The 20881-nt window shown below is 31.1% G+C and carries 15 protein-coding genes and 1 pseudogene; 6 read left to right on the top strand and 10 right to left on the bottom strand.

Features of this window, described 5'->3' with window-relative positions:
- The first annotated feature begins 165 nt into the window (after nucleotides 1-165).
- Nucleotides 166-1125, top strand: coding sequence for a CHAP domain-containing protein (locus tag HMPREF3241_RS03425; RefSeq protein WP_070853459.1), 960 nt, complete (start codon nucleotides 166-168; stop codon nucleotides 1123-1125).
- Between the two features lie 357 nt (nucleotides 1126-1482).
- Nucleotides 1483-1667: pseudogene (locus tag HMPREF3241_RS13125) on the top strand (IS6 family transposase); the annotation flags it as partial.
- 182 nt (nucleotides 1668-1849) lie between these two features.
- Here HMPREF3241_RS13125 and HMPREF3241_RS03420 read toward each other — a convergent pair.
- On the bottom strand, nucleotides 1850-2296 hold the full coding sequence (locus tag HMPREF3241_RS03420) for a MarR family winged helix-turn-helix transcriptional regulator (RefSeq protein WP_002446968.1): 447 nt from the start codon (nucleotides 2294-2296) through the stop codon (nucleotides 1850-1852).
- Between the two features lie 170 nt (nucleotides 2297-2466).
- Here HMPREF3241_RS03420 and HMPREF3241_RS03415 point away from each other — a divergent pair, with 170 nt between their 5' ends.
- Nucleotides 2467-4116, top strand: a complete 1650-nt coding sequence (locus tag HMPREF3241_RS03415) for an alpha-keto acid decarboxylase family protein (RefSeq protein ID WP_002496635.1) — start codon at nucleotides 2467-2469, stop codon at nucleotides 4114-4116.
- A gap of 346 nt (nucleotides 4117-4462) precedes the next feature.
- Here HMPREF3241_RS03415 and HMPREF3241_RS03410 read toward each other — a convergent pair whose 3' ends face one another.
- The 9 genes from HMPREF3241_RS03410 to HMPREF3241_RS03370 all read right to left on the bottom strand — a co-directional run bounded on the left by HMPREF3241_RS03410 (nucleotide 4463) and on the right by HMPREF3241_RS03370 (nucleotide 16374).
- The gene (locus HMPREF3241_RS03410) at nucleotides 4463-5629 is read right to left on the bottom strand and encodes a CapA family protein (RefSeq protein WP_070853458.1); all 1167 of its coding nucleotides are present in this window, start codon (nucleotides 5627-5629) and stop codon (nucleotides 4463-4465) included.
- Nucleotides 5630-5881: 252 nt separating this feature from the next.
- Nucleotides 5882-6640: an alpha/beta hydrolase gene (locus tag HMPREF3241_RS03405; RefSeq protein ID WP_070853457.1), complete on the bottom strand. Its 759-nt coding sequence runs from the start codon at nucleotides 6638-6640 to the stop codon at nucleotides 5882-5884.
- 293 nt (nucleotides 6641-6933) lie between these two features.
- A complete protein-coding gene (locus tag HMPREF3241_RS03400) occupies nucleotides 6934-7620 on the bottom strand; it encodes a Crp/Fnr family transcriptional regulator (RefSeq protein WP_001831835.1) in 687 nt (228 codons plus the stop codon).
- A gap of 244 nt (nucleotides 7621-7864) precedes the next feature.
- Nucleotides 7865-9268 (bottom strand): arginine-ornithine antiporter, encoded by a 1404-nt coding sequence (gene arcD / locus HMPREF3241_RS03395; protein WP_070853456.1) that lies wholly within the window; start codon nucleotides 9266-9268, stop codon nucleotides 7865-7867.
- Nucleotides 9269-9526: 258 nt separating this feature from the next.
- Entirely contained in the window at nucleotides 9527-10534 is a 1008-nt protein-coding gene (argF, locus tag HMPREF3241_RS03390) for an ornithine carbamoyltransferase (RefSeq protein WP_070853455.1), read from the bottom strand.
- 104 nt (nucleotides 10535-10638) lie between these two features.
- Nucleotides 10639-11874 carry an arginine deiminase gene (gene arcA, locus HMPREF3241_RS03385; RefSeq protein ID WP_002446960.1) on the bottom strand — a complete coding sequence of 412 codons (1236 nt, stop codon included), beginning with the start codon at nucleotides 11872-11874 and terminating at the stop codon, nucleotides 10639-10641.
- 337 nt (nucleotides 11875-12211) lie between these two features.
- Complete coding sequence (locus HMPREF3241_RS03380; RefSeq protein ID WP_070853454.1) at nucleotides 12212-12673, bottom strand: arginine repressor; 462 nt, start codon at nucleotides 12671-12673, stop codon at nucleotides 12212-12214.
- Nucleotides 12674-13186: 513 nt separating this feature from the next.
- Nucleotides 13187-14710, bottom strand: a complete 1524-nt coding sequence (locus HMPREF3241_RS03375) for a M4 family metallopeptidase (protein WP_020362973.1) — start codon at nucleotides 14708-14710, stop codon at nucleotides 13187-13189.
- Between the two features lie 419 nt (nucleotides 14711-15129).
- Complete coding sequence (locus tag HMPREF3241_RS03370) at nucleotides 15130-16374, bottom strand: ArgE/DapE family deacylase (protein WP_002501383.1); 1245 nt, start codon at nucleotides 16372-16374, stop codon at nucleotides 15130-15132.
- Nucleotides 16375-16679: 305 nt separating this feature from the next.
- Between HMPREF3241_RS03370 and HMPREF3241_RS03365 the strand changes: the two genes are divergently transcribed.
- The 3 genes from HMPREF3241_RS03365 to HMPREF3241_RS03355 all read left to right on the top strand — a co-directional run bounded on the left by HMPREF3241_RS03365 (nucleotide 16680) and on the right by HMPREF3241_RS03355 (nucleotide 20457).
- On the top strand, nucleotides 16680-17183 hold the full coding sequence (locus HMPREF3241_RS03365; RefSeq protein WP_070853453.1) for a chromate transporter: 504 nt from the start codon (nucleotides 16680-16682) through the stop codon (nucleotides 17181-17183).
- A gap of 204 nt (nucleotides 17184-17387) precedes the next feature.
- On the top strand, nucleotides 17388-18302 hold the full coding sequence (locus tag HMPREF3241_RS03360; protein WP_083324160.1) for a DUF1672 domain-containing protein: 915 nt from the start codon (nucleotides 17388-17390) through the stop codon (nucleotides 18300-18302).
- On the top strand, nucleotides 18295-20457 hold the full coding sequence (locus HMPREF3241_RS03355; RefSeq protein ID WP_070853451.1) for a coiled-coil domain-containing protein: 2163 nt from the start codon (nucleotides 18295-18297) through the stop codon (nucleotides 20455-20457). The genes HMPREF3241_RS03360 and HMPREF3241_RS03355 overlap by 8 nt, the downstream gene beginning before the upstream one ends.
- Nucleotides 20458-20881: the final 424 nt, after the last annotated feature.

The raw sequence follows: 20881 nt of genomic DNA, 5'->3' as shown, positions 1-20881 counted from the left end.
GGCTATTTCTCTAGGGTTTATGTCCCAGACTCTTTTTAACAAATTTAAGTGATTTGTTTTATTCAACACATTATTTTTATTTGATTTTTAACTTTTTATTCATTTTTTTACTATTGAAGTTTATACTAATAATAAATCATTTAAAGTAAAGGATTATTGATTAACATGAAAAAAATATTATTAACCAGTATATCGTCTATAACATTATTAAGCGGCCTTACTTTAACTACTAATACTTATGCTGCTAACTACAGTAATATTGATGAAGCTAGAAAAGAACATCCCAATGCAGATTTTAAAGTAAATAAAAAGGATGGTACGTTTTCCTATACATATGACAATAGAAACACACAATCATCATTAAATAAGAAGAAACAAGAATATCAGCCATCAAATAATCAAATAAATCATTACCCATCCCAAAATAATTCAGTTCAGTTATCACCTTATAACAATCAAGTATCTAACTTATCTCAAAATCATCAAAGTAATAATCAATTATCTGAAACACCTGATCCTCAAAATCATAGAAATGACCAAGGTGACATTTTAAATGAAACTGATACACCACAACCTGTAATACCACCAACGTCTGATGATATGAAAGATAACTATCAATCTGATACTAAAAAAAATGCTTATCACAAAGATAAGCATGGAATGATTACTACCATTGATATGGATGAATTATATGATGAGTTGCAAATTGCTGAATTCAATGATAAAACTAAGACAAATGATGGAAAACCATTAGCTATTGGTAATGGAAAAATCGTTGATCAACCCATATTCACAGATAAGAATAATTTATATACTGCAGGTCAATGTACTTGGTACGTCTTTGATAAACGTGCACAAGACGGACATACAATAAGTACTTTCTGGGGTGACGCAAGAAACTGGGCAGGACAAGCATCAAGTGCTGGTTTTAAAGTCGATCATTCACCAAAAGAAGGTTCAATCATGCAAACGACCAATGGCCCATACGGTCACGTTGCGTATGTTGAACGTGTTAATAAGGATGGAAGCATATTTATTTCTGAAATGAACTGGGTAGCACCATATATCGTTTCAACACGTACAATATCTGCTTCCGAGGTTGATTCTTATACTTTCATACATTAAAAATTGAAAGACCTTGTAATGACTTAGCTTAATATAATTTGTCCTTTTGAAATAAACTAAAATACTATCAAATAGATTCATCCTAATACTTTATGTATTGTTCAATTTGAGAGGTATTCTAATCAAAGCTAAATGAGTTTTTAAGAATCATATAAAGAAATGAAAGTAAGCATAAGAGGTTTGAGTTGCAAAAGAAAAAGAGATTCTGTTGCAAAGTTAATTTTATAGAGTAATTTAAACAAAAAAGAAAAGATCTCTGTGAATTTTTTAGATATAAACAATTTATAAGGACGTAATTATTGTAGCTGTTGGCTAATATCTAAGATACGCACTTGGTTATTGTAATATATCTAAAATATTAATATCCTCATTGAGCAAGATTACCGCCATATTAAAGTGAGAGAGGTAAGGCATCCAAACATCAATACATCAAACTTTAAAAAGTATTGAATGTATTTACGATCTTTTAAAATATTTCAGGTCTCTTCAGATCTATGGATTTCCTACAGTGCTACGAAATTCGTCACATGTTGGTCAATTAAGAGAATACCACCATTTAAAAGTGATAATTAGTTAAATTTTTTGCCTATGCAATAGAAGCAAATAGATAGTAACTCAATGAACTAAATTTAGTTTGAGTAATTATAAAAAAGACAATTTCTATTGAATAAATATAGAAATTGTCTTTTTCTTCGTCTAAGACCTTTATGTTCCAACATCTTTGTCAATCTTCTTTCAAATGTTCAATTGTTTTGAAGCCTTCACGATAATTAGCTAGTTCTTCCATCATCGCGTACCAATCATGGCCTACTTTTTGTAGTGTCTGTTGAATTAATTCATCTTGTGCTTGGTTTAACTTACCTATTAAATCATCACCCGCTTCAGTGGTAAAAAGTTTTTTTACTCGTCTATCCTGCTTAGATGTTTGTTCAATAATTAAACCTTCTTCTTTTAATTTACGTAACGTTGCATGCGATCCTTGTTTAGATATTTCAAGCGTAATCAAAAGTTCTTTAATTGTTATACCCGGTAATTTATTAATGAAAAATAGGAATCGATGATGTTGGCGACTCATGCCATATTGCTCAATAATTTCATCCGCTGTAGTAATAAAAGTCTTATACGCGAAGTAAAACAGCATATGTTCGTAATCATTTTTATTTTTAGACATTTAACACTATCCTTTTTTATTCAATATCGTTATTATAATAAACTTTTGACTGATAGTCATATATTTCAGAAACTGTTCAAACTTTTAATAGGTCAACTTAGTTGACTTTATTTCAGATTGACGTTACTATGATACTTGTAAGATAAAAGAAATCAAAGGTGGAATTATATATGAAACAACGCGTAGGACAATATTTAATGGACGCGGTTTATTCAGCAGGTGCTGACAAAGTTTTTGGTGTCCCAGGAGATTTTAATCTAGCCTTTTTAGATGATATTATTGCACATAATCATATTAAATGGATTGGAAATACAAATGAACTTAATGCAAGTTATGCCGCTGACGGATATGCACGTATTAATGGCATCGGTGCAATGGTAACAACATTTGGAGTGGGTGAATTAAGTGCTGTCAACGGAATCGCTGGATCTTATGCTGAGCGTGTGCCAGTTATTGCCATCACTGGGGCACCTACTCGAGCTGTAGAACAAGAAGGCAAATACGTTCACCATTCCCTTGGCGAAGGAACTTTTGATGATTATAGAAAAATGTTTGAGCCTATTACAACAGCGCAAGCTTATATTACACCTGATAATGCTACCACAGAAATTCCAAGAGTAATCAACGCGGCGATTCAACAACGTCGTCCAGTTCACATTCATTTACCTATTGATGTCGCACTCACAGAGATTGAAGTTTCAAAGCCATTCAAAGCAGAAGTAGAACCACAAAAAAACGTTCAAACTTATATCAATATGGTTCAAGACAAACTTGAATCGGCAACACAACCTGTCATTATTACAGGCCATGAAATAAATAGTTTCCATCTGCATAAAGAACTCGAACAATTCGTTAATCAAACTCAAATTCCAGTTGTTCAGTTATCTTTAGGTAAAGGTGCATTTAATGAAGAAAATCCTTATTATATGGGTATCTTTGATGGTTCAATAGCAGAACAAGATATTCAAGATTATGTCAATCAAAGTGATGCCATTTTGAATATTGGTGCTAAATTAACAGATTCTGCAACAGCTGGGTTCTCATATCAATTTGATATTAATGATGTGATTATGCTAAATCATAATGAATTTAAAATTAATGATACATGCATCGAAGCATTTTCATTACCAAATATATTAAATGGTTTAAATAAGTATATTCACTACAAAAATACTAATGATTTCCCACAATTCGAGAGACCACAAGCACATAATTATGAACTTAGTGATCAGCCATTAACTCAAGAGACTTATTTCAATATGATGCAAGATTTTTTACAACAAGATGATATTTTAATCGCTGAACAAGGTACATCATTCTTTGGTGCTTATGACTTAGCCTTGTACAAAGATAATACTTTTATCGGGCAACCATTATGGGGTTCTATCGGCTATACACTACCAGCAACGTTAGGAACACAAATTGCAAATCCATATCGTCGAAACATTCTATTAATTGGTGATGGCTCACTACAATTAACTGTTCAATCATTATCTACAATGATTCGTCAACATTTAAACCCTGTAATATTTGTAATTAATAACGATGGTTATACAGTTGAGAGAATGATTCATGGTATGAAAGAACCTTACAATGACATTCGCATGTGGGATTACAAATCATTACCTTCTGTATTTGGTGGTGACAATGTTTTAGTTCATGATGTAAATACTTCAGAAGAACTCATGCTCACCTTTGAAAACATTAAATCTAATAGTGATCGCATGCACTTTGTAGAAGTGAAAATGGCTGTTGAAGATTCACCAGCTAAATTAAGTAATATAGCTAAAGCATTCGCATCACAAAACAAATCATCTTAATATCTTTTTAAAATTCTATAATATAAGCAATTCAAACACCCGTATGATTCTCTAGTTATACGGGTGTTAAATATATCTTTATAGAAGTTGAAACTTAAAAAATGACGTTTCCCGTGAAACAACATTCATTTAACGTTATATTTTATATCAATTAAAAGTAAAATGTATAAATAATCACAAACATTGATGACTCTAATAAATCATTCTTAAGACGCCTTTTTTAATGAACTCAATCATATCTTTAGCCATTGCTATAGTTTTAGAATTTGTTTTAACTTCCGAGTTAAAAATTCCAAATATACAAATAAGCCTGCACATTCTTTAATGTGAGGCTTACTTTGCTTATTTATAAACTTCGATTATCTAAAAATTGTTGATCAATGACTGAACGTGTAATATCTCGTAAGTGATTAGGGGCCATTGTTGAATCATATCTTTGATTTCGTCCATGATGAGCCGCATCATTATCATTATAATCATCTAGCATCATCACTTTAAAGTTCGACTTAAGGAACCGGTTTTGGTGTTGAGTTAATTCGTAATAATTCACCATACTTCTCCACTTCACATCTTGAACTTGAAACTGTTTATCTTTCTTACTAATTTTAAAATCTATTCGGCCTAATAAATCATTACTTTCATCCCCTGTTGACTGACCGTTCAAGAAATTTCCTAAAGAATATGCTACGAGTGTACGATTCCCTTCTCTACCATCAACCCATTTTACTGGTTGAATCACATGAGGATGTGTACCTAAAACTACATCAACACCTGCATCAGCGAAAATTTGTGCATATTTTTTTTGAGTGGCGTTAGGCTGATGCTTACCTTCATTACCCCAATGTGCTGAAACAAGTACTACATCACTTTGTTGTTTGGCTTTCTTAACATCTTGCTTAATTTTATTTTCATCAAACGTATCTACCGTATAATCATGAGTTGGTTGATGATCGTTTGTACCAAATGTGTAACTTAATAAAGCAACTTTCACACCTTTAATTGTTTTAATAGGAATTTGACGGTGTGCTTGTTCTGATTCATATACACCCGTGAACAAAACTTGATCTTTAAATTTGTTCCAAGTATGAATATGATTTCTTACACCTTGCTCTCCTTGATCTAAGGCATGATTGTTTGCACCGTTTATAAAATTAAAGCCTGTATCTACTAAATCCTGAGCAATACTACTCGGTGTATTAAAGTTTTTAAATCCTGAATAAGGCCTATCATCCCCACCTAATGGTGATTCTTGATTAACAAAAGAAATATCTGCGTTTTGAATGTCTTTTCTTACTGGTTGATACATGGGTTTAAAATCAAAACTATTCCCCGTAATTTGTGCATCTTTATATACAACTGGGTGAATTAAATTATCACCTACAGCAACAACACGTATCGTTTTATTTGCATTTTGTTTATTACCAAAAGATTGATTAATCGTACATCCACTAACAACTATGAAAAACGTAAATAATATCATGGTATACACTAAATATTTAGATACTGTTTTCATTTTTTAATACTTTATCCCCTTTTATAAACTTTTGTATTTATTTTCATCATATCTCTATTAACTTTAATAAACAATATATGATATGTGAACATGTTAATTTTAATAAATAACTATAGTTGCCTTACCTGTCATCTTGATTAACTGTAACACCGAACAAAATCAATAAGAGAAGAATACTAAGACGAGTAACAATTTTTTATATTCGTTTAATAAGATGTCCGCCTAAATATCCAAATTCAACCCTTTGTATCATTACTGGACAAACCACTCAATCGCACGTTTAATAGCTCTATCCCAATAAGCATAATCATGATCTCCTGGACCATCTTCAAACTTATAAGAAACCCCTTTTTTATTTAATGTCTCAATAAATTGAAGGTTATCATGATATAAAAAGTCTTCTTTACCACACATGATAAACAATTCAGGAATATCTACATTAGCATCGATGGCTTGATCAAGTAAGTAGTACGTATCGAGTTCTGTACCTTTAATTTGACTATCTCTTCCGGTGATAGCTTGTGGAGAGAAATCAATCCAATCCAAATCAATGAGTCGCTGTGCTTCAAAAACTGCTGAAAGTGGTGCAGCTTTAGCAAATTTATCACTTTGAGTTAGCGCAAATTTAATCGTTCCATAACCGCCCATTGAATGTCCTGCAATAAAATTATCTTCTCTTTTTCTAGAAAGTGGTAAAATTTGATGTACGTATTCGTAAATTTCTAATATGTAATCATAGTAACTATGTCCATATACCATATTTGCATAGCCACTATGATCGACGTTAGGCATTATAATCGCAAGTTGATGTTCATTTGCATAACGCTCGATACTTGTATATCTTATGTAAGTTGTTTCATCGCTAGACAATCCATGTAATAACAACATTGATTTCAATTGTTTCGCTGTTCTTGAACTATCAAAGAATGTTACATCCTCCGGTAAAATAATCGTTAAATTTTGATGCATTCCTATCGTTGGTGAATTGTAATTCATTGTTATTAAAGCCATATGTGTCACTCCTCTACTGTATTATCTATTATTTTACTTATTCTTTTTATCAATTTATAGAAAAAACGCAACTTTGACTATAGATTATATAAATTTCTATACTTTCCAATGCGGAACTAAAATTTTATTCTCTATATTAAACAAGTTGATTTACTATAGATTGTCTAACCTTTAAATATGATGTATTTCTAAAGCAATAAATCATGAAATAAAAAAAAACGATAGTGAATGATTTCATAGAAACCTATTCGACCATCGTTTGTCTTCAATTATGTATGAGTGATACGCACACATTATAAGTCTTTACTAACCAACCAATTTTTACTGTTTTTAAAGAGTATTTTTTCTTCTCTAAGTTCATTTATGATATGACTCGTCGTTTCTCTAGATATTCCTGCCATATCACTCAATAACTGTATTGTCATAAAATGCTTAATTTCATAAAACTCATCATGATCATAACCTACTGTTTGACATAGGTAACGTAAAATCTTAGTCACGCGTTCTTTAGCTAGTTTACTCGTTAAAGCCATATTATATTCAATATGTTGACATTGTGTTTCGCTTAATAAGGAGAATAATTTCACAAAAATCTCTTCGTGATTTTTACATAAATATTCTATTAAATCTCTTGGTATTCCAATCATTTCACAATCTGTTAGGGCTGTACACATTTCATTAGGAACTTTATCTTGAAATAAGTTATTTAAAGGAAAGAGCACTTTTTCTCTATTCAAATATCGATATACATCACCATTCAAATTAAAGTTTTCTCTCATAATATTACCTTTTAAGAGTAGGTAAATATGCGTGGTTTCATCAGACGAATAGTAGACAATTTGTCCTTTGTTGTAATGTCTCACAAAACATTGACTTTTAAATGGCAGTAATACGCCTACAGGAATATTGATATAAGATGCTAATTGTTTAAAACTTTCATCAAGTTCATTTTCTCTACAAAACATTTGATTTCCAGTCATAAAAATAACTCCTTATTGCCTTAGACTATGGTCAAAGGGGACGCTATAATTTCTCCGATTTAAAATTTATTAGAATTCTGTATATACTACAGACAATATTTACTATGGACCACTGTTCTTATTATACCAATAGTTTAAATATCAAATATTTTATATACTCTTCTTTGTTTGATTTTTATCGATTAAACTCCCTTTATAACTCATGATTGATCAATATCTATAACATTTAAAAATATAAATTACATCATCGTAATAACCCTATCAATGCTAAAATAACGATAAGACTGAAGAAAATATAGTCAAATTGTGTAAGTCGCTTTTGATTATTTTTTTGAACAACTACATAGACGATAATCCCCGGAATATAGAGCAACATGGTAAGTAACAAATAATCTATACCTGACGCGTAAACCAGCCAAATTGCATAAATAGATGCTAGAATTCCTATAATCCATTGTTTAGGCGTTGCAGTTAACTTGTGTTCTATTGTATATTTCACCTGATAAAACGCACTGAACATGTATGGATAAAGTATAGCACTTGCCGCGAGAGAAAATGCAAAATGATAGGCACTTTTGGTAAACAGCATGCTAATAAGGAATATTTGAACTAATACATTAGTAATGAATAAGGCGTTCATAGGTGCCCCATTTTTATTTTCTTTTGCAAACCACTTAGGAAACAAACCATCTTTAGCTACAATAAAAGGCAACTCTCCGGCAAGTAATGTCCAACCTAGCCATGCACCTAATACTGAAATAATAAGACCAATATTGACAAATGTTGCTCCCCAATCACCAACAATATAAGCTAAAATTTGTGCCATTGATGGTGCCTCAAGTTTAGAAATATGATTTTGAATTACAATACCTTGTGCTAATACAGTCAGCAAGAAGTAAATGAGCAATACTGAAATAAGTCCGATAACAGTGGCAGTTCCAACATCTTTTTTATTTTTAGCTCTTCCGGAGAATACAACAGCACCTTCAATACCAATAAATACCCAAACTGTCACTAACATCGTACTTTTAACTTGTGACATCGTATTAGCGAAATGAAATGATAATGATCCATATCCATCCATTCCAAAGAAACCTATCCTGAATGTATTAAAATTAAAGGCTACAATCATACATATAATCACTAATAAGATAGGAATTAATTTTGTAATAGTAACAATACTATTGATTAAAGCAGCCGTCTCAACTCCTTTTAATATTAAAAAGTGCACACTCCACAATAATATTGATGCCACTATGATACTAGGAAATGTGTTGCCCCCTTTAAATATTGGAAAGAAGTTCCCTATAGAAGACATTAATAACGTTGCATATGCGACATTACCTAAAAAAGCTGAGAACCAATATCCCCAAGCACTTGCAAACCCTATAAAATCACCAAAACCCGCTTGAGCATAACTATAAATACCACCATCTAAATCAGATCGTTCATTAGTTAAGTTTTGAAAGACAAGCGCTAATGAAATCATTCCAATAGCAGTAATCAACCATCCAATTATAATTGCTAATCCTCCAGCGTGGCCTCCCATATCAGATTGAATATTGAAAGCACCGCCACCAATCATCGAACCTATAACAAGACCGATTAATGATGTTCGACCTAATCTTTTATCTCCTGTGTCATTCATATTCATTTCTCCTTTAGAAGGAGGGAGTGAAAACGTATATGCCTTTTAAAATACACATATATAGATGTATTACGGAAAGATATAGATGAGTAACGACACATCTTTGATAGTCATTGACCGAAGTTCTATATCATCCTCTCAACATGATTTTGAAAAAAGTTATTTTTATTATGTGACACTATTTGTAAAAATAAATATTCGTTTATTTAATAAAGCATACACGTGATCTTATCCCTATTTATTTTTCTTGTAGTAAATCTAGCCTAAAGTTGCTGCCATCACAGCTTTAATCGTGTGCATTCGATTTTCAGCTTGCTCAAACACTCTAGAATGCTCACTTCTAAATATTTCGTCTGTCACTTCCATTTCAGTTAAGCCATATTTTTCAAAAATATCCTGACCATATTCTGTTTGTGTATCATGAAAAGCTGGTAAACAATGTAAAAATATCGTATTGACTTTCCCGGTTAAATTAAACATTTTTCTATTTACTTGATAGTCTTTCAATAAATGAATACGTGTTTCGAATTCACTTTCTTCACCCATTGATACCCAAACGTCAGTATAAATAACATCTGCATCTTTGACGGCAGTATGAATGTTATCAGTCATCTTAACTGAACCTCCATAATTAGACGCTTGATCTTTAGCAATATTAAAATATACATCTCTTGGTGTTAATGATGAGGGTGTACAAATACGTACATTTACGCCAAGCATCGCACCCGCCACCATAAGCGAATGTGCAACATTATTACGTCCGTTTCCTACATAAGTTAGGTTGATGCCTTTTAAATATCCAAAATTTTCTTTAATTGTCATATAATCAGCTAACATTTGTGTAGGATGCCAATCATCAGTTAACCCATTCCATACCGGTACTCCAGAGAATTCGGCCAATTGTTCAACAGTTTTTTGGGAAAAACCTCTAAATTCAATTCCATCAAACATTCTTCCTAAAACTTTAGCAGTATCCTCAACAGATTCTTTTTTACCTAATTGAATATCATTTTTCCCTAAGAATTCAGGGTGTGCACCTAGATCAATAGATGCGACTGTAAATGCGGCACGCGTGCGAGTAGACGTCTTTTCGAAGAGTAAAGCAATGTTCTTACCTTCTAAATATCGATGTGGTGTGCCTTGTTGTTTATATCTTTTTAACGTCATAGCAAAATCGATTAGACCTTCAAATTCTTCACCTGTGAGATCATACTCTTTTAGCAGTGACTTACCTTTTAAATCGAAGGGTTTCTTGATGTTTTTCATGGGATGTGCCCCTTTCATTTTATAAGTCGCTATCAAATTTAATAGCATAAGTGAATGTATTTCGTGATGCTCAAGCTATATCTATTCAACACCCTATCTTATATCTATAGATCTTCTCTTATTAAAGGTTGACTCATACATCGAGGGCCTCCTCGACCACGTACAAGTTCACTTCCAGGAATTTCAATAACTTTGATACCATGCTCACGTAACAATTGATTAGAAACATAATTACGATCATAAGTTACAACCACACCGGGACGGATGCATAAAGTATTCGAACCATCATTCCATTGTTCACGAGCTCCGTCGATGATATCACCATTTCCAGTTGGTATTAATGTAATTTCATCAACATTGAGCACTTCTTCTAATGTTTGTTTAAGATGACTAGAATGTTGGATTTTGATATCTTCAGCTTTATCATCGTATTCGATAATAAAGATATTCATGTTTCCTTCTGATTTAAGAATTGCTGAATGTGTAGTGAATTTGTCGTAATCAATCATTGTACAAACAGTATCTAGATGCATAAATGTTCGACTAGTTGGAATCTCAATCGCCACCACCTTTTTAAAAGTAGATAACGGATCTTTAAAAATACGTCGTGCTAAACGTTCAATTGCTTGTGCAGAAGTACGTTCAGATATCCCTATTGCAAGTACATCTTTAGATAAAACCAGTTCGTCTCCGCCTTCGATGTTGAATGGGCAGTCACGATCCAACCATAAAGGAACATTCTCATCTTTAAATCTAGGATGATGTTTTAAAATATATGAAATGAAAATCGATTCTCTGCGTCTTGCTCTCCAAAACATGCGATTTACTGTCATACCTTTACCAATTGAAGCTTGAGGATCACGTGTGAAATATAGATTAGGCATTGGGTCAAGATAAAACGGATATTTATCATCCATGTACTCTACAAGGTGTGTCGATTCAAGTTGTATTTCTTCTTTGCGTACGCCAGCCATAATCTTATTAATTAATGCTTGATTTGACAAAGTTGAAAAGAGTTTTTTTATTTCTGTTTCATGCCCTAGGATAGTTTTTCTAGATTCTGCTAAAACGTCATCTATAAATTGCTCTCTGACATTTGAATCTTCTATACTTTGTGCTGCTAATTTTTCTAAATAAAGCACTTCTATTCCTTCATCTTGAAGAACTTGAGCAAAACGATCGTGCTCTTGTTGAGCTACCTTTAAAAATGGAATATCATCAAACAATAATCCATCTAAGTAATCAGGCACTAAGTTTTCTAATTCCTTCCCTGGTCTTTTAAGTAATACCGTCTTTAGTTTCCCGATTTCACTGTTAACTTGAATAGGTCCATTTGTCATACTCATTTCCTCCTTTTCTTCGCTACATTATCAGTATAAAACTGATTAATAACTAAGTTCGTGATGATTATCACATACTAAATGTAAAAAGTTTCGCAACATTTGGTTATTCAATACATAATTATGTTTGAATATACATTACTATTGCATACTTTCGTTGAAAAAATGAATATTTGAGTAATATGAACCTTTACATCTTTATGGATAAAAGTTTTTTATTCATAAATTTGAATAGTTAGTCAACTGACAACACTTATATTTATTGAGATAAAAAACACCTGATAAACGATGTATGCGCTTACCAGGTTATATTTATAATAAACAACTTTATAAATTTTTATGAATAATTATGATTAAATATTTTGTAATAGACATATTCAGCTATAGACTGGGAATGTGTAAGAATCATAATCGTATCATTACCACTTATCGTTCCTATAATCTCTTTCAATTGTAACTGATCAATATAATAATTTATGCTTTGTGCAAATCCTGGTGTCGTCTTTATTAGTATATACGATTCTTTAATCATAGTGTTAATAATTTCTGTTTCTATGTAATCATTAAGTTTTACTCTTGAGTCTAATTGAGACTGCTGCGTATGTAATTTATATTCATATTGATTTGCCTTCACAGGCAGGCGATAAATATGGAGTTCTCTTAAATCTCTTGCAATAGTAGTCATGCTATAACGTACACCAAAGTGATCATCAATGTAATCAATTATATCTGCTTTTTTATAAATGTGATTTTGCTTAACAATCATAGTTACTAAATCTTGTCGTTTACTCTTTTTCACTGAATGATCAACTCCTATAGATAACTAATTTATTTTAATTTATAAATTAAAATTTCTTTTTATTTAATTATACTTTATCATTTTATTGTTGATAATTATAAGAATTTTTATGTCGTTTGTGACAAAGTACGTAAACATACATTCAAATTTAAAATTAATTTGTTTATTTAACTATCATTTTATCTATATTTCCCCTTTTATTCTTATTAGGTTTTTTATACTCATTACTATGCAGGCACACTTACGCTAGACAAACCGTAGTCTTACCTCAAGTTAAAGTAAGCGGCTTTGTATTAGTTTAAAAATTCCTGAAGATTTTAGTTCACTCTTATGATGAAATAAAAAACCTGAGACAGTTAAGTTTGTCTCAGGCTGAGTCGAAATTAAGTCAACACTCATTTCGATTAAGGCTTTAAAAATTGTAAATATTTAACATTACTTCTTCTTTGTTAAGGCTCTTAAAAATTCATTTATAGATACTTGTTAACATATTTTTATTTTAAAACGGTACGCTTATACGCCAACACTGTCCCATGCTTGACCTACTTGTTGAGCAATACCGTCGCCATATAAATCAAATGCTGCTTGTTGTAATGATGCTTTGGCATCTTGGAAATCAGAATTTGAAGTTAAATAAACAGTTAACGCTCTATAGTAAATTTGTTCAGAACGTTGTTTACCAATACTACGAATTGTGTTGTAAGCTGCTTTGTTCGGAATACCTGAATTCGTATGTACGCCTCCATTGTCAGAATTTGTATAAACAAAATCATTCATATGAGATGGTTGTCCAAAACGCTCTGGATTAGATAAACTTCTTAAGGCATCTCCGCCTACGCCAGGTGTATAAACATCTTCACCCATTAAGAAATCTTCATCATCAACGAAGTAACCAAATACATCTGAAAAACTTTCATTTAATGCACCTGATTGAGAACGGTAAACAAGATTAGCAGTTTGCTGTGTTACACCATGTGTTATTTCATGTGCAACAACATCATTTGCACCAGACAGCGCTGTAAATGTACGTCCATCTCCGTCACCGTAAATCATTTTATCACCAATCCAAGCCGCATTGTTTCTGTTATCTTGACCTTGGAAGTTATTTACATGTGCGAGTGAAATAATTGGGCTACCTTGATTATCATATGATTCTCGGCCGAAAGTATCTTTATAATAGTCATACGTTTCTTTAGCATAATAATTTGCATCTACACCTGCACGTTGTTCATCATCAACAAAATTTCTATCTTTATCTTGCATTAAGTAAGCTTGACCAGTATTCGCATCGTAATTGTAAGCTGAAAGTGTACCTTGTTGAGTTAAATCTTGTAGTGCATAGCCACCGCTGACACTATTAATATTAATTTGTTTCATGTCACCTAGTACACCTTTACCTGTACCTGTAGTAGCTGCTTCTTTGATCATATTTAATTTATCAACCACTTGACCCGTTTCAGCGTCAATTTTCACATTCCAATGAGAAATTTTTGGTGAAGTTGTAATAATTTCTATGTTATAAACATATTTATTTTTTTCTCCATCAATCTCAACTTTATTGGTTTTGATGACATCACTTTTTAAGTTTTTAGCTTTTTGACGGTCAATTTTTATTGCTTCGAAAGCTTTATCTGTGGCATTTTCTTTACTTATCGATACTTTATTCGTAGGTTGAACTTTCTTAGCATCAGTATCACCATTGACAAGAACTACCTTACCCTCTTTATTCGTATGAACTTTTACTTCTTTGTCGGGTGCATACGTGTTGCCCACTTTCGGTTGCAATGTGTAATGCGTAAATCCTTTGTTATCTTTTTCAGTATCAGTGACCTTATAATCTTTGTAATGATTTTTTATATTTTCAGATTTTGGTAACTCTTTCAATGCGTTAGTTGCTTGAGATTCTTGGGTTACTTTCGCATCGATGTTTTGAGTTGCTGATACTTTATCCTTAGCGTCAACCTCCGTATTGACTAAAGGACTTGCCACAGTTAATGCGGCAATACTTGTAAGTGCGAATTTAGAAAAATTCTTCATTTTATTACCTCCTATAAATTAATGAAAAACAACTTACTATATAATAGTAATTAAAATTTTCTGAAAAGTAAATGAAAATTTCATTTAATTCACATAATTATCACTTATAATTTTTTTGTATAAATAATTTGTACAATACTTTAAAAATTTATGTTAAAATTTTAATTTAGAATTAATGTTATAATACACTTCAGTTAATTAAAATGAAATAAAATTAATTATTATATCAAATAGTTAAAACGTTTCACTTCAAATGCTATATTTTGAGAAATAGATTTAAAAAGTCGTCACTTTCTGAAGAAACAACAATTCTAGAACAATATGGTACGGCGTATTTTTTAAATACTGTTTAGTTTTACGATGTTATATTAAAAACACCCTCCAAGTTGAATATTGGAGAGTGTAACGTCACATCTTTATTACTCATTCTCTTCATTTAAATATGAAGTGATAAACTCTATATAGTATTCCACAAATTCTAAATAATTGGCTTTTTCTACGCACTCATTTATTTGATGAGGTCCATTTCCCGGGCCAAACATTAAAAATGGAAAATTTTCATCTTTTCCTTTTAATAAGTTGGAAGCATCAGTAACTGCTACAGTAGGAGTAACGATTAAATCTCTTTCGTTAGAAAAATGGCTTTTTGCAATATCAAACCCTAGCTCTACCAAGCGATTTTGACCTGTTGTTACTACAGGTTCTAAATCAAGATAAAGTTCTTGTGTCAAACTAGCACCATTTTGATTTGCTTGCTCTATATATTCATTAAATAGCGCTTTAACTTTGTTATTATTATATTCTGGTATTGTGCGTACATTAAATTCAGCTGTAGCAAAATCAGGTACTGAATTAACTTGTGTTCCCCCTTGAACAATACTATTAGTCATAACAAGTCCTTGAATAAGCTCTTGTGCCTTTTCCTTTGTTATATGGTTAGGTAGTTGACTTCCTAAATTATTTATCATATTTGAAAAATCTAAGGATTCACCTTTTACTGATTGTGTTATTTTTTCATATTCTTGATTTATATTTTGAATAAATTCTAATAAAGGCTTAATAGCATTTTGACCTAAAAATGGTAATGAACTATGTGAAGCACGTCCTTTAGATTTTATTCTAAAGTCCATTGAACCTTTATGTGCATACACCAAACTAGGAAATGATGGTTCCGCAATAAGTAATGCATCTAAATCATCAGCATATCCTTTTTCAAACAACTGTTGCGAACCAGATTGTTCCATTTCTTCACCCACTGTTGCCATGAATTTAATAGTTCCCTGTGTTAACTTACCACTTTCTTTAATTTCAATAAGAGCAATGGCTAAAGCTGCTAATCCAGATTTCATATCTGCAGCTCCCCTACCGTATAAATAGCCTTGATCCTCTGTGAGTGTGAAAGGATCATACGTCCAATGATCATGATTTCCCTCAGATACTACATCCATATGACCAGATATTCCTATAACTGGTTGACTTGAACCAACGGTTGCAATTAAATTTGCTCGACCATCTGTAACTGTATCAATATGTGAACGAATTCCATACCGATTAAATAGTTTTTCTAAGTACTGTGCAACCTCTAATTCATTGCTATTTACAGTTTTTATTGACACTATATCGGATAAGATTTTAACTCTTTCCTCATTAGATAATACGCGCATCGTTATTCCACCTTTCTTAATTTGTAAAACTTTTAATTTAACAATGTAAGTATAACTTTTATTCTATAATGTATCTCATTTATCTATATTGTTTACCTTACAATACTTATATTAATTGATTATAACAAGCATAATGGTTCAGTCATGACATCATGCTTAGACGTTAAACGATAATTCTAGCTTGTAATATATTACTAGAAAATTAAATATGGAATTTTTAATGTACTTTATAGAATAATTCTACTTACAATAAAAAAAGGATTATAATAAAATATAGTTGATAAAAAGGATGGAGGATATACGCTTTGAAAAAATTTTTAGCTACAATAGTGGTAATCATTCTTATATGTGCATTGGGCTTTTCATTATATGCAGCTATTAACCACCATACGAATTCTAATAAGAATGATGAAAAAATAGAACACAATCGCAAAAACAAACAAAATGATACTTCAAATCAGATTCGTGATACTCATCAACACCAAGACCAAACGCAACCAACAAATAATGACTATAACAACGAGAATCAATCAGATACTGAACAACCAGCACAACAACCTAATTACCATCAATACCCAAATAATAATCAACAGTCTGGTTCAAATAAAAATAACTCTTCAAAAAATAACAAACAGAAACCGAATCAGAACAAAACTAATCAATCAGATCATCAACCAGCACAATCAACACCACAACAGTCGTCACAACCTAATCATGATCAATCTGATTCACAACAAAATGGCAACTCAAACAATAATTCCAACAATCAAAATCATGGAACAAATGATAATCAGAATAAAAATCGTTAATCATATGACAAAGCTTATGCATGTATCAAATTACATTGTATAAGCTTTTTATTTTTTTATTCGAATATGTTTGAAAATACTATAAAATCGATTTAACTAATATGTGAAAAATGTTATATTTGTTTAATACTTTTATAAATTCTATTTATATAATTTATAAATTAAGTTAAAATGAAAGTAACTAATCTTATATTGAGGTGTATCATGAGAAAACTGATATCTACCATTATCGTTTCAACATTATTAATTGGAGGATGTTCCACAGTGCATAAAGAAGCAAAACATTCATCACAATCAATTCCTGAAGAAGTTCCCGCAAGTCAATACAAAGGTCAAGGTTTCCAACCAGTAGCTGAAAAAAGTGCTATCGCACATGCGAAAAAACATCGTGAAGAATACGAAAAACTTGGTGAACAATTTTTTAAAGATAATTTTAGCCTTAATGTTAAAGCCACAAATGTTGTAGGAAGTGGTGATGGCGTCGAAGTCTACGTTCATTGCGATGATCATGACATTGTGTTTAATGCAAGCATCCCTTTTGATAAGGAAGCAATACATGAAGAAGGCTCCATGCGAAGCAATGATAACGGAGATACCATGAGTAATATGGTTGGAACTGTGTTAAGTGGTTTCGAATATAAAGCACAAAAAGAAAAATATGATAACTTAACAAAGTTCTTTAAAAACAATGAAGAAAAATATCAATATACCGGTTTTACTAAAGAAGCAATACATAAGACACAGAATGTTGGATATCAAAATGAGTATTATTATTTAGCAGGTAACGTTACTAATATTAATAATTATAGAAAATATTATGAACCTTTAATAAAAAAAGATTCTAAGAGTTTCAAAGAAGGCATGAAAAAAGCAAATGAAGCAACAAATTTCAAAGCCAAAGTTGAAGTCGTTTCAACATTATTCAGTACTAAATCTGATTTTACTAAAAATAACTCTAAGAAAGATTTATTATTCTTAAGTGATGATTTATATCATTACAAAGAAAAACCTGAAAACACAAACATAACTTTACAATTAAGTGAACCAAAAATTAATTCTACACGCGCATTTTATGATGCTAATGACCCATTAGAATATGGAGTGCATAAACATGAATAAAATCAATGATAGAGATATTGCTGAATTAAATAGCTTTTGGGCTTATCAAGATACAAAAAAACTGAAAACATTTTCAGTAAATGACAAGAATTTTAAACAAGTTGGAGGGTATGAAGATAATAATAATCAAAATATTAATGGTGCAGCAGATATCAAAGTTTACGAGTTATTAGATAGATACGGTATACCTTCGGGTGAACAATTTATAGTATTTCAGGGCACTGATAATAATGAAACTATTAATCCTAACAATCCTTTGAAAGGTAAACTTGCAGATGATTGGCTTCAAAATATAAAATTAATGAACAATAATAATAAAAGTACTGCTTTAATTAAACAAAATCAGAGTTTTATAAATAAATACAATAAAAAAATAAATGATGCTAAAAAATTAAATTCTGATGAATTTTATATAAAATACGGAGAAGAAAGAGAACGATTTAAAGATGTAAAAATAGTTAATAGTGGTGGAAATTCTCAAGGAGCAGTTGGTGCTAAATTAGCAGGTGTTAAAAATCCTAATTTAAAAGTAGTTACGACTGATCCTGCAACCTTACCTGAAGCGTCTTGGAGAGGCACTAAATCTAAAAAACATAATAATATTATAAATTATCATAGCACTTATGATATATTGTCTTGGGTTCAAGATCCGGTATTTAAAAATAATCCCGGGAAACGTGTAGACCTTAAAACCGGTGTGCCTACTCTTGAAGGTCTTGCTGATAGTCATTTAGGTTATAAAAGAGAATTTAATAAAATAAATAACACATACAAAGATATACCTGTTAAAAAGATAAAATCTGTTAAGGATACGGATACTAAAAAAGGCAAATCAAAACCTAAAACGATTAATATTACTTTAGACATGGACGGCCGAATCCCAATAAATGTCTGGACAGGAGAATCTATTTCTCGTTCTGGTACTGGCACATTAATTAAATTAGATATTGAAAAGTTAGAAAATCTCCATAATTTAGTAACTGGTGAAACAAGTAAAATGTTATCTGAATGTGTTAAATTTCTAAATGAAAGCTTTAATATATCTCAACATGAAAACAATAACTTTAGTAATCGTAAGCATAAACTTAAAAGTGATTTCATTGATAAAATATGCCTTGATTCCTTGGAAAACTTATGTAATTCCATTAAACACAAACGACAGTCTTTTGAAGAAGCGATTGATCAAGTACACAAAGTTATCGATCCTATAATTGGCTTAATACCTTCTATAGGTCTTAAATCACTTGAAGAATATATTTCTGAAATAGTCCGTAATTTAGAAAAGGGTATCGAAGCAATTCACGATACACTTGAAGCAAAAATCCAAAAAATATTTCAAAATTTGGATAATGATTTTCACGATGGTGTAGCTGAAGAAATGATGAAGCATCTTCAAGTGGTATCTAGAAATATTTTACAAGTAAAACAACAAAATGATATTTATGGTCGTCAAATAGCAGATATTAAAAATATCATGTCTCAACAAGATGCCACTATAATGGATGGTAATACTAATATAAGTTATAGTGGTGAAAATATGGTTTACGGTTCAATCGAATCTTCCAATTACTTAACTCGTAAAATGTCAATTTTAAAAGATCATATTGATAAGGGCATAAAAGATTTAGCAGAATATGTAGAAGAGTTATATAACGAGTATTTCAAACCTGTTAAGGATGATATCGATAAAACAGTTACTGCACTTACAAATGCGAAATTAAGTATATATTCTATTAAAACAATGTTGAAAAACCCAGCTATTATTACTGCATTGAAAGCTTCTCCATTTAGTCCTTCAATTGTAATTTCTGCACTTGAAAGATTAGTAGGTGAAATAGATAAGTGGGTATCTCTATTAAATGATTTGAAAGTTGCGTCGCCTATTCTCGAAAATCACTTAGATGATATTATAGAAAATGCGAAACCTACGATTGTTAATATGATTTTTGAACCAAGTCATTATGACGATATGTTTATTTTAAATACTCAAGCTCAAGCGCGTTTAGATCAAATGGCTCAACAATTTGAAGTAGTGTGTAATGGGTTGAATGAAAATGCTGGGCAAGCCATCAAAACTATGGATGAATCAGCATCAGTGATACGTTCGAATATGTCAAAAGTAAATGCGCAATTAGAAAAATTAGCTGTATATTAATAAAAAAGATGTATGTGAGCACACTTTTCACATACATCTTTTTTATCTTCATTCTTTTATATGATAAAAATTAAAATCACTATGTTTGTTTAAATGATAAAGCAATAAACAAATCAAAGTATCAATCATTGTTTACCTAAAGATTATCCAATATTTGCAATTGCTAGATTTCATGTCGTTTCTGGATTTGAGAGTGAATATTTTTCTAAGCGCATACCTGTTGTAAAAGATATGCCACAATATATCACGCCATCAATTTTAAATTTAATTACTAATTATAAATATTGACCATTTTCTAAGCGGTTAAAGTACCTTAAATAGCTTAAGTTATTTTTACAGAATAGAAGAATGTTAATGTTTGATAATTAAAAAAGTTAATTCTAGAAATTTAAAATCTCTAGAATTAACTTTACTCAACTTTTTT

This window comes from Staphylococcus sp. HMSC34G04 (assembly GCF_001838765.1).
GTDB lineage: Bacteria > Bacillota > Bacilli > Staphylococcales > Staphylococcaceae > Staphylococcus > Staphylococcus epidermidis.
This window is presented reverse-complemented; position numbering and strand designations above follow the sequence as displayed.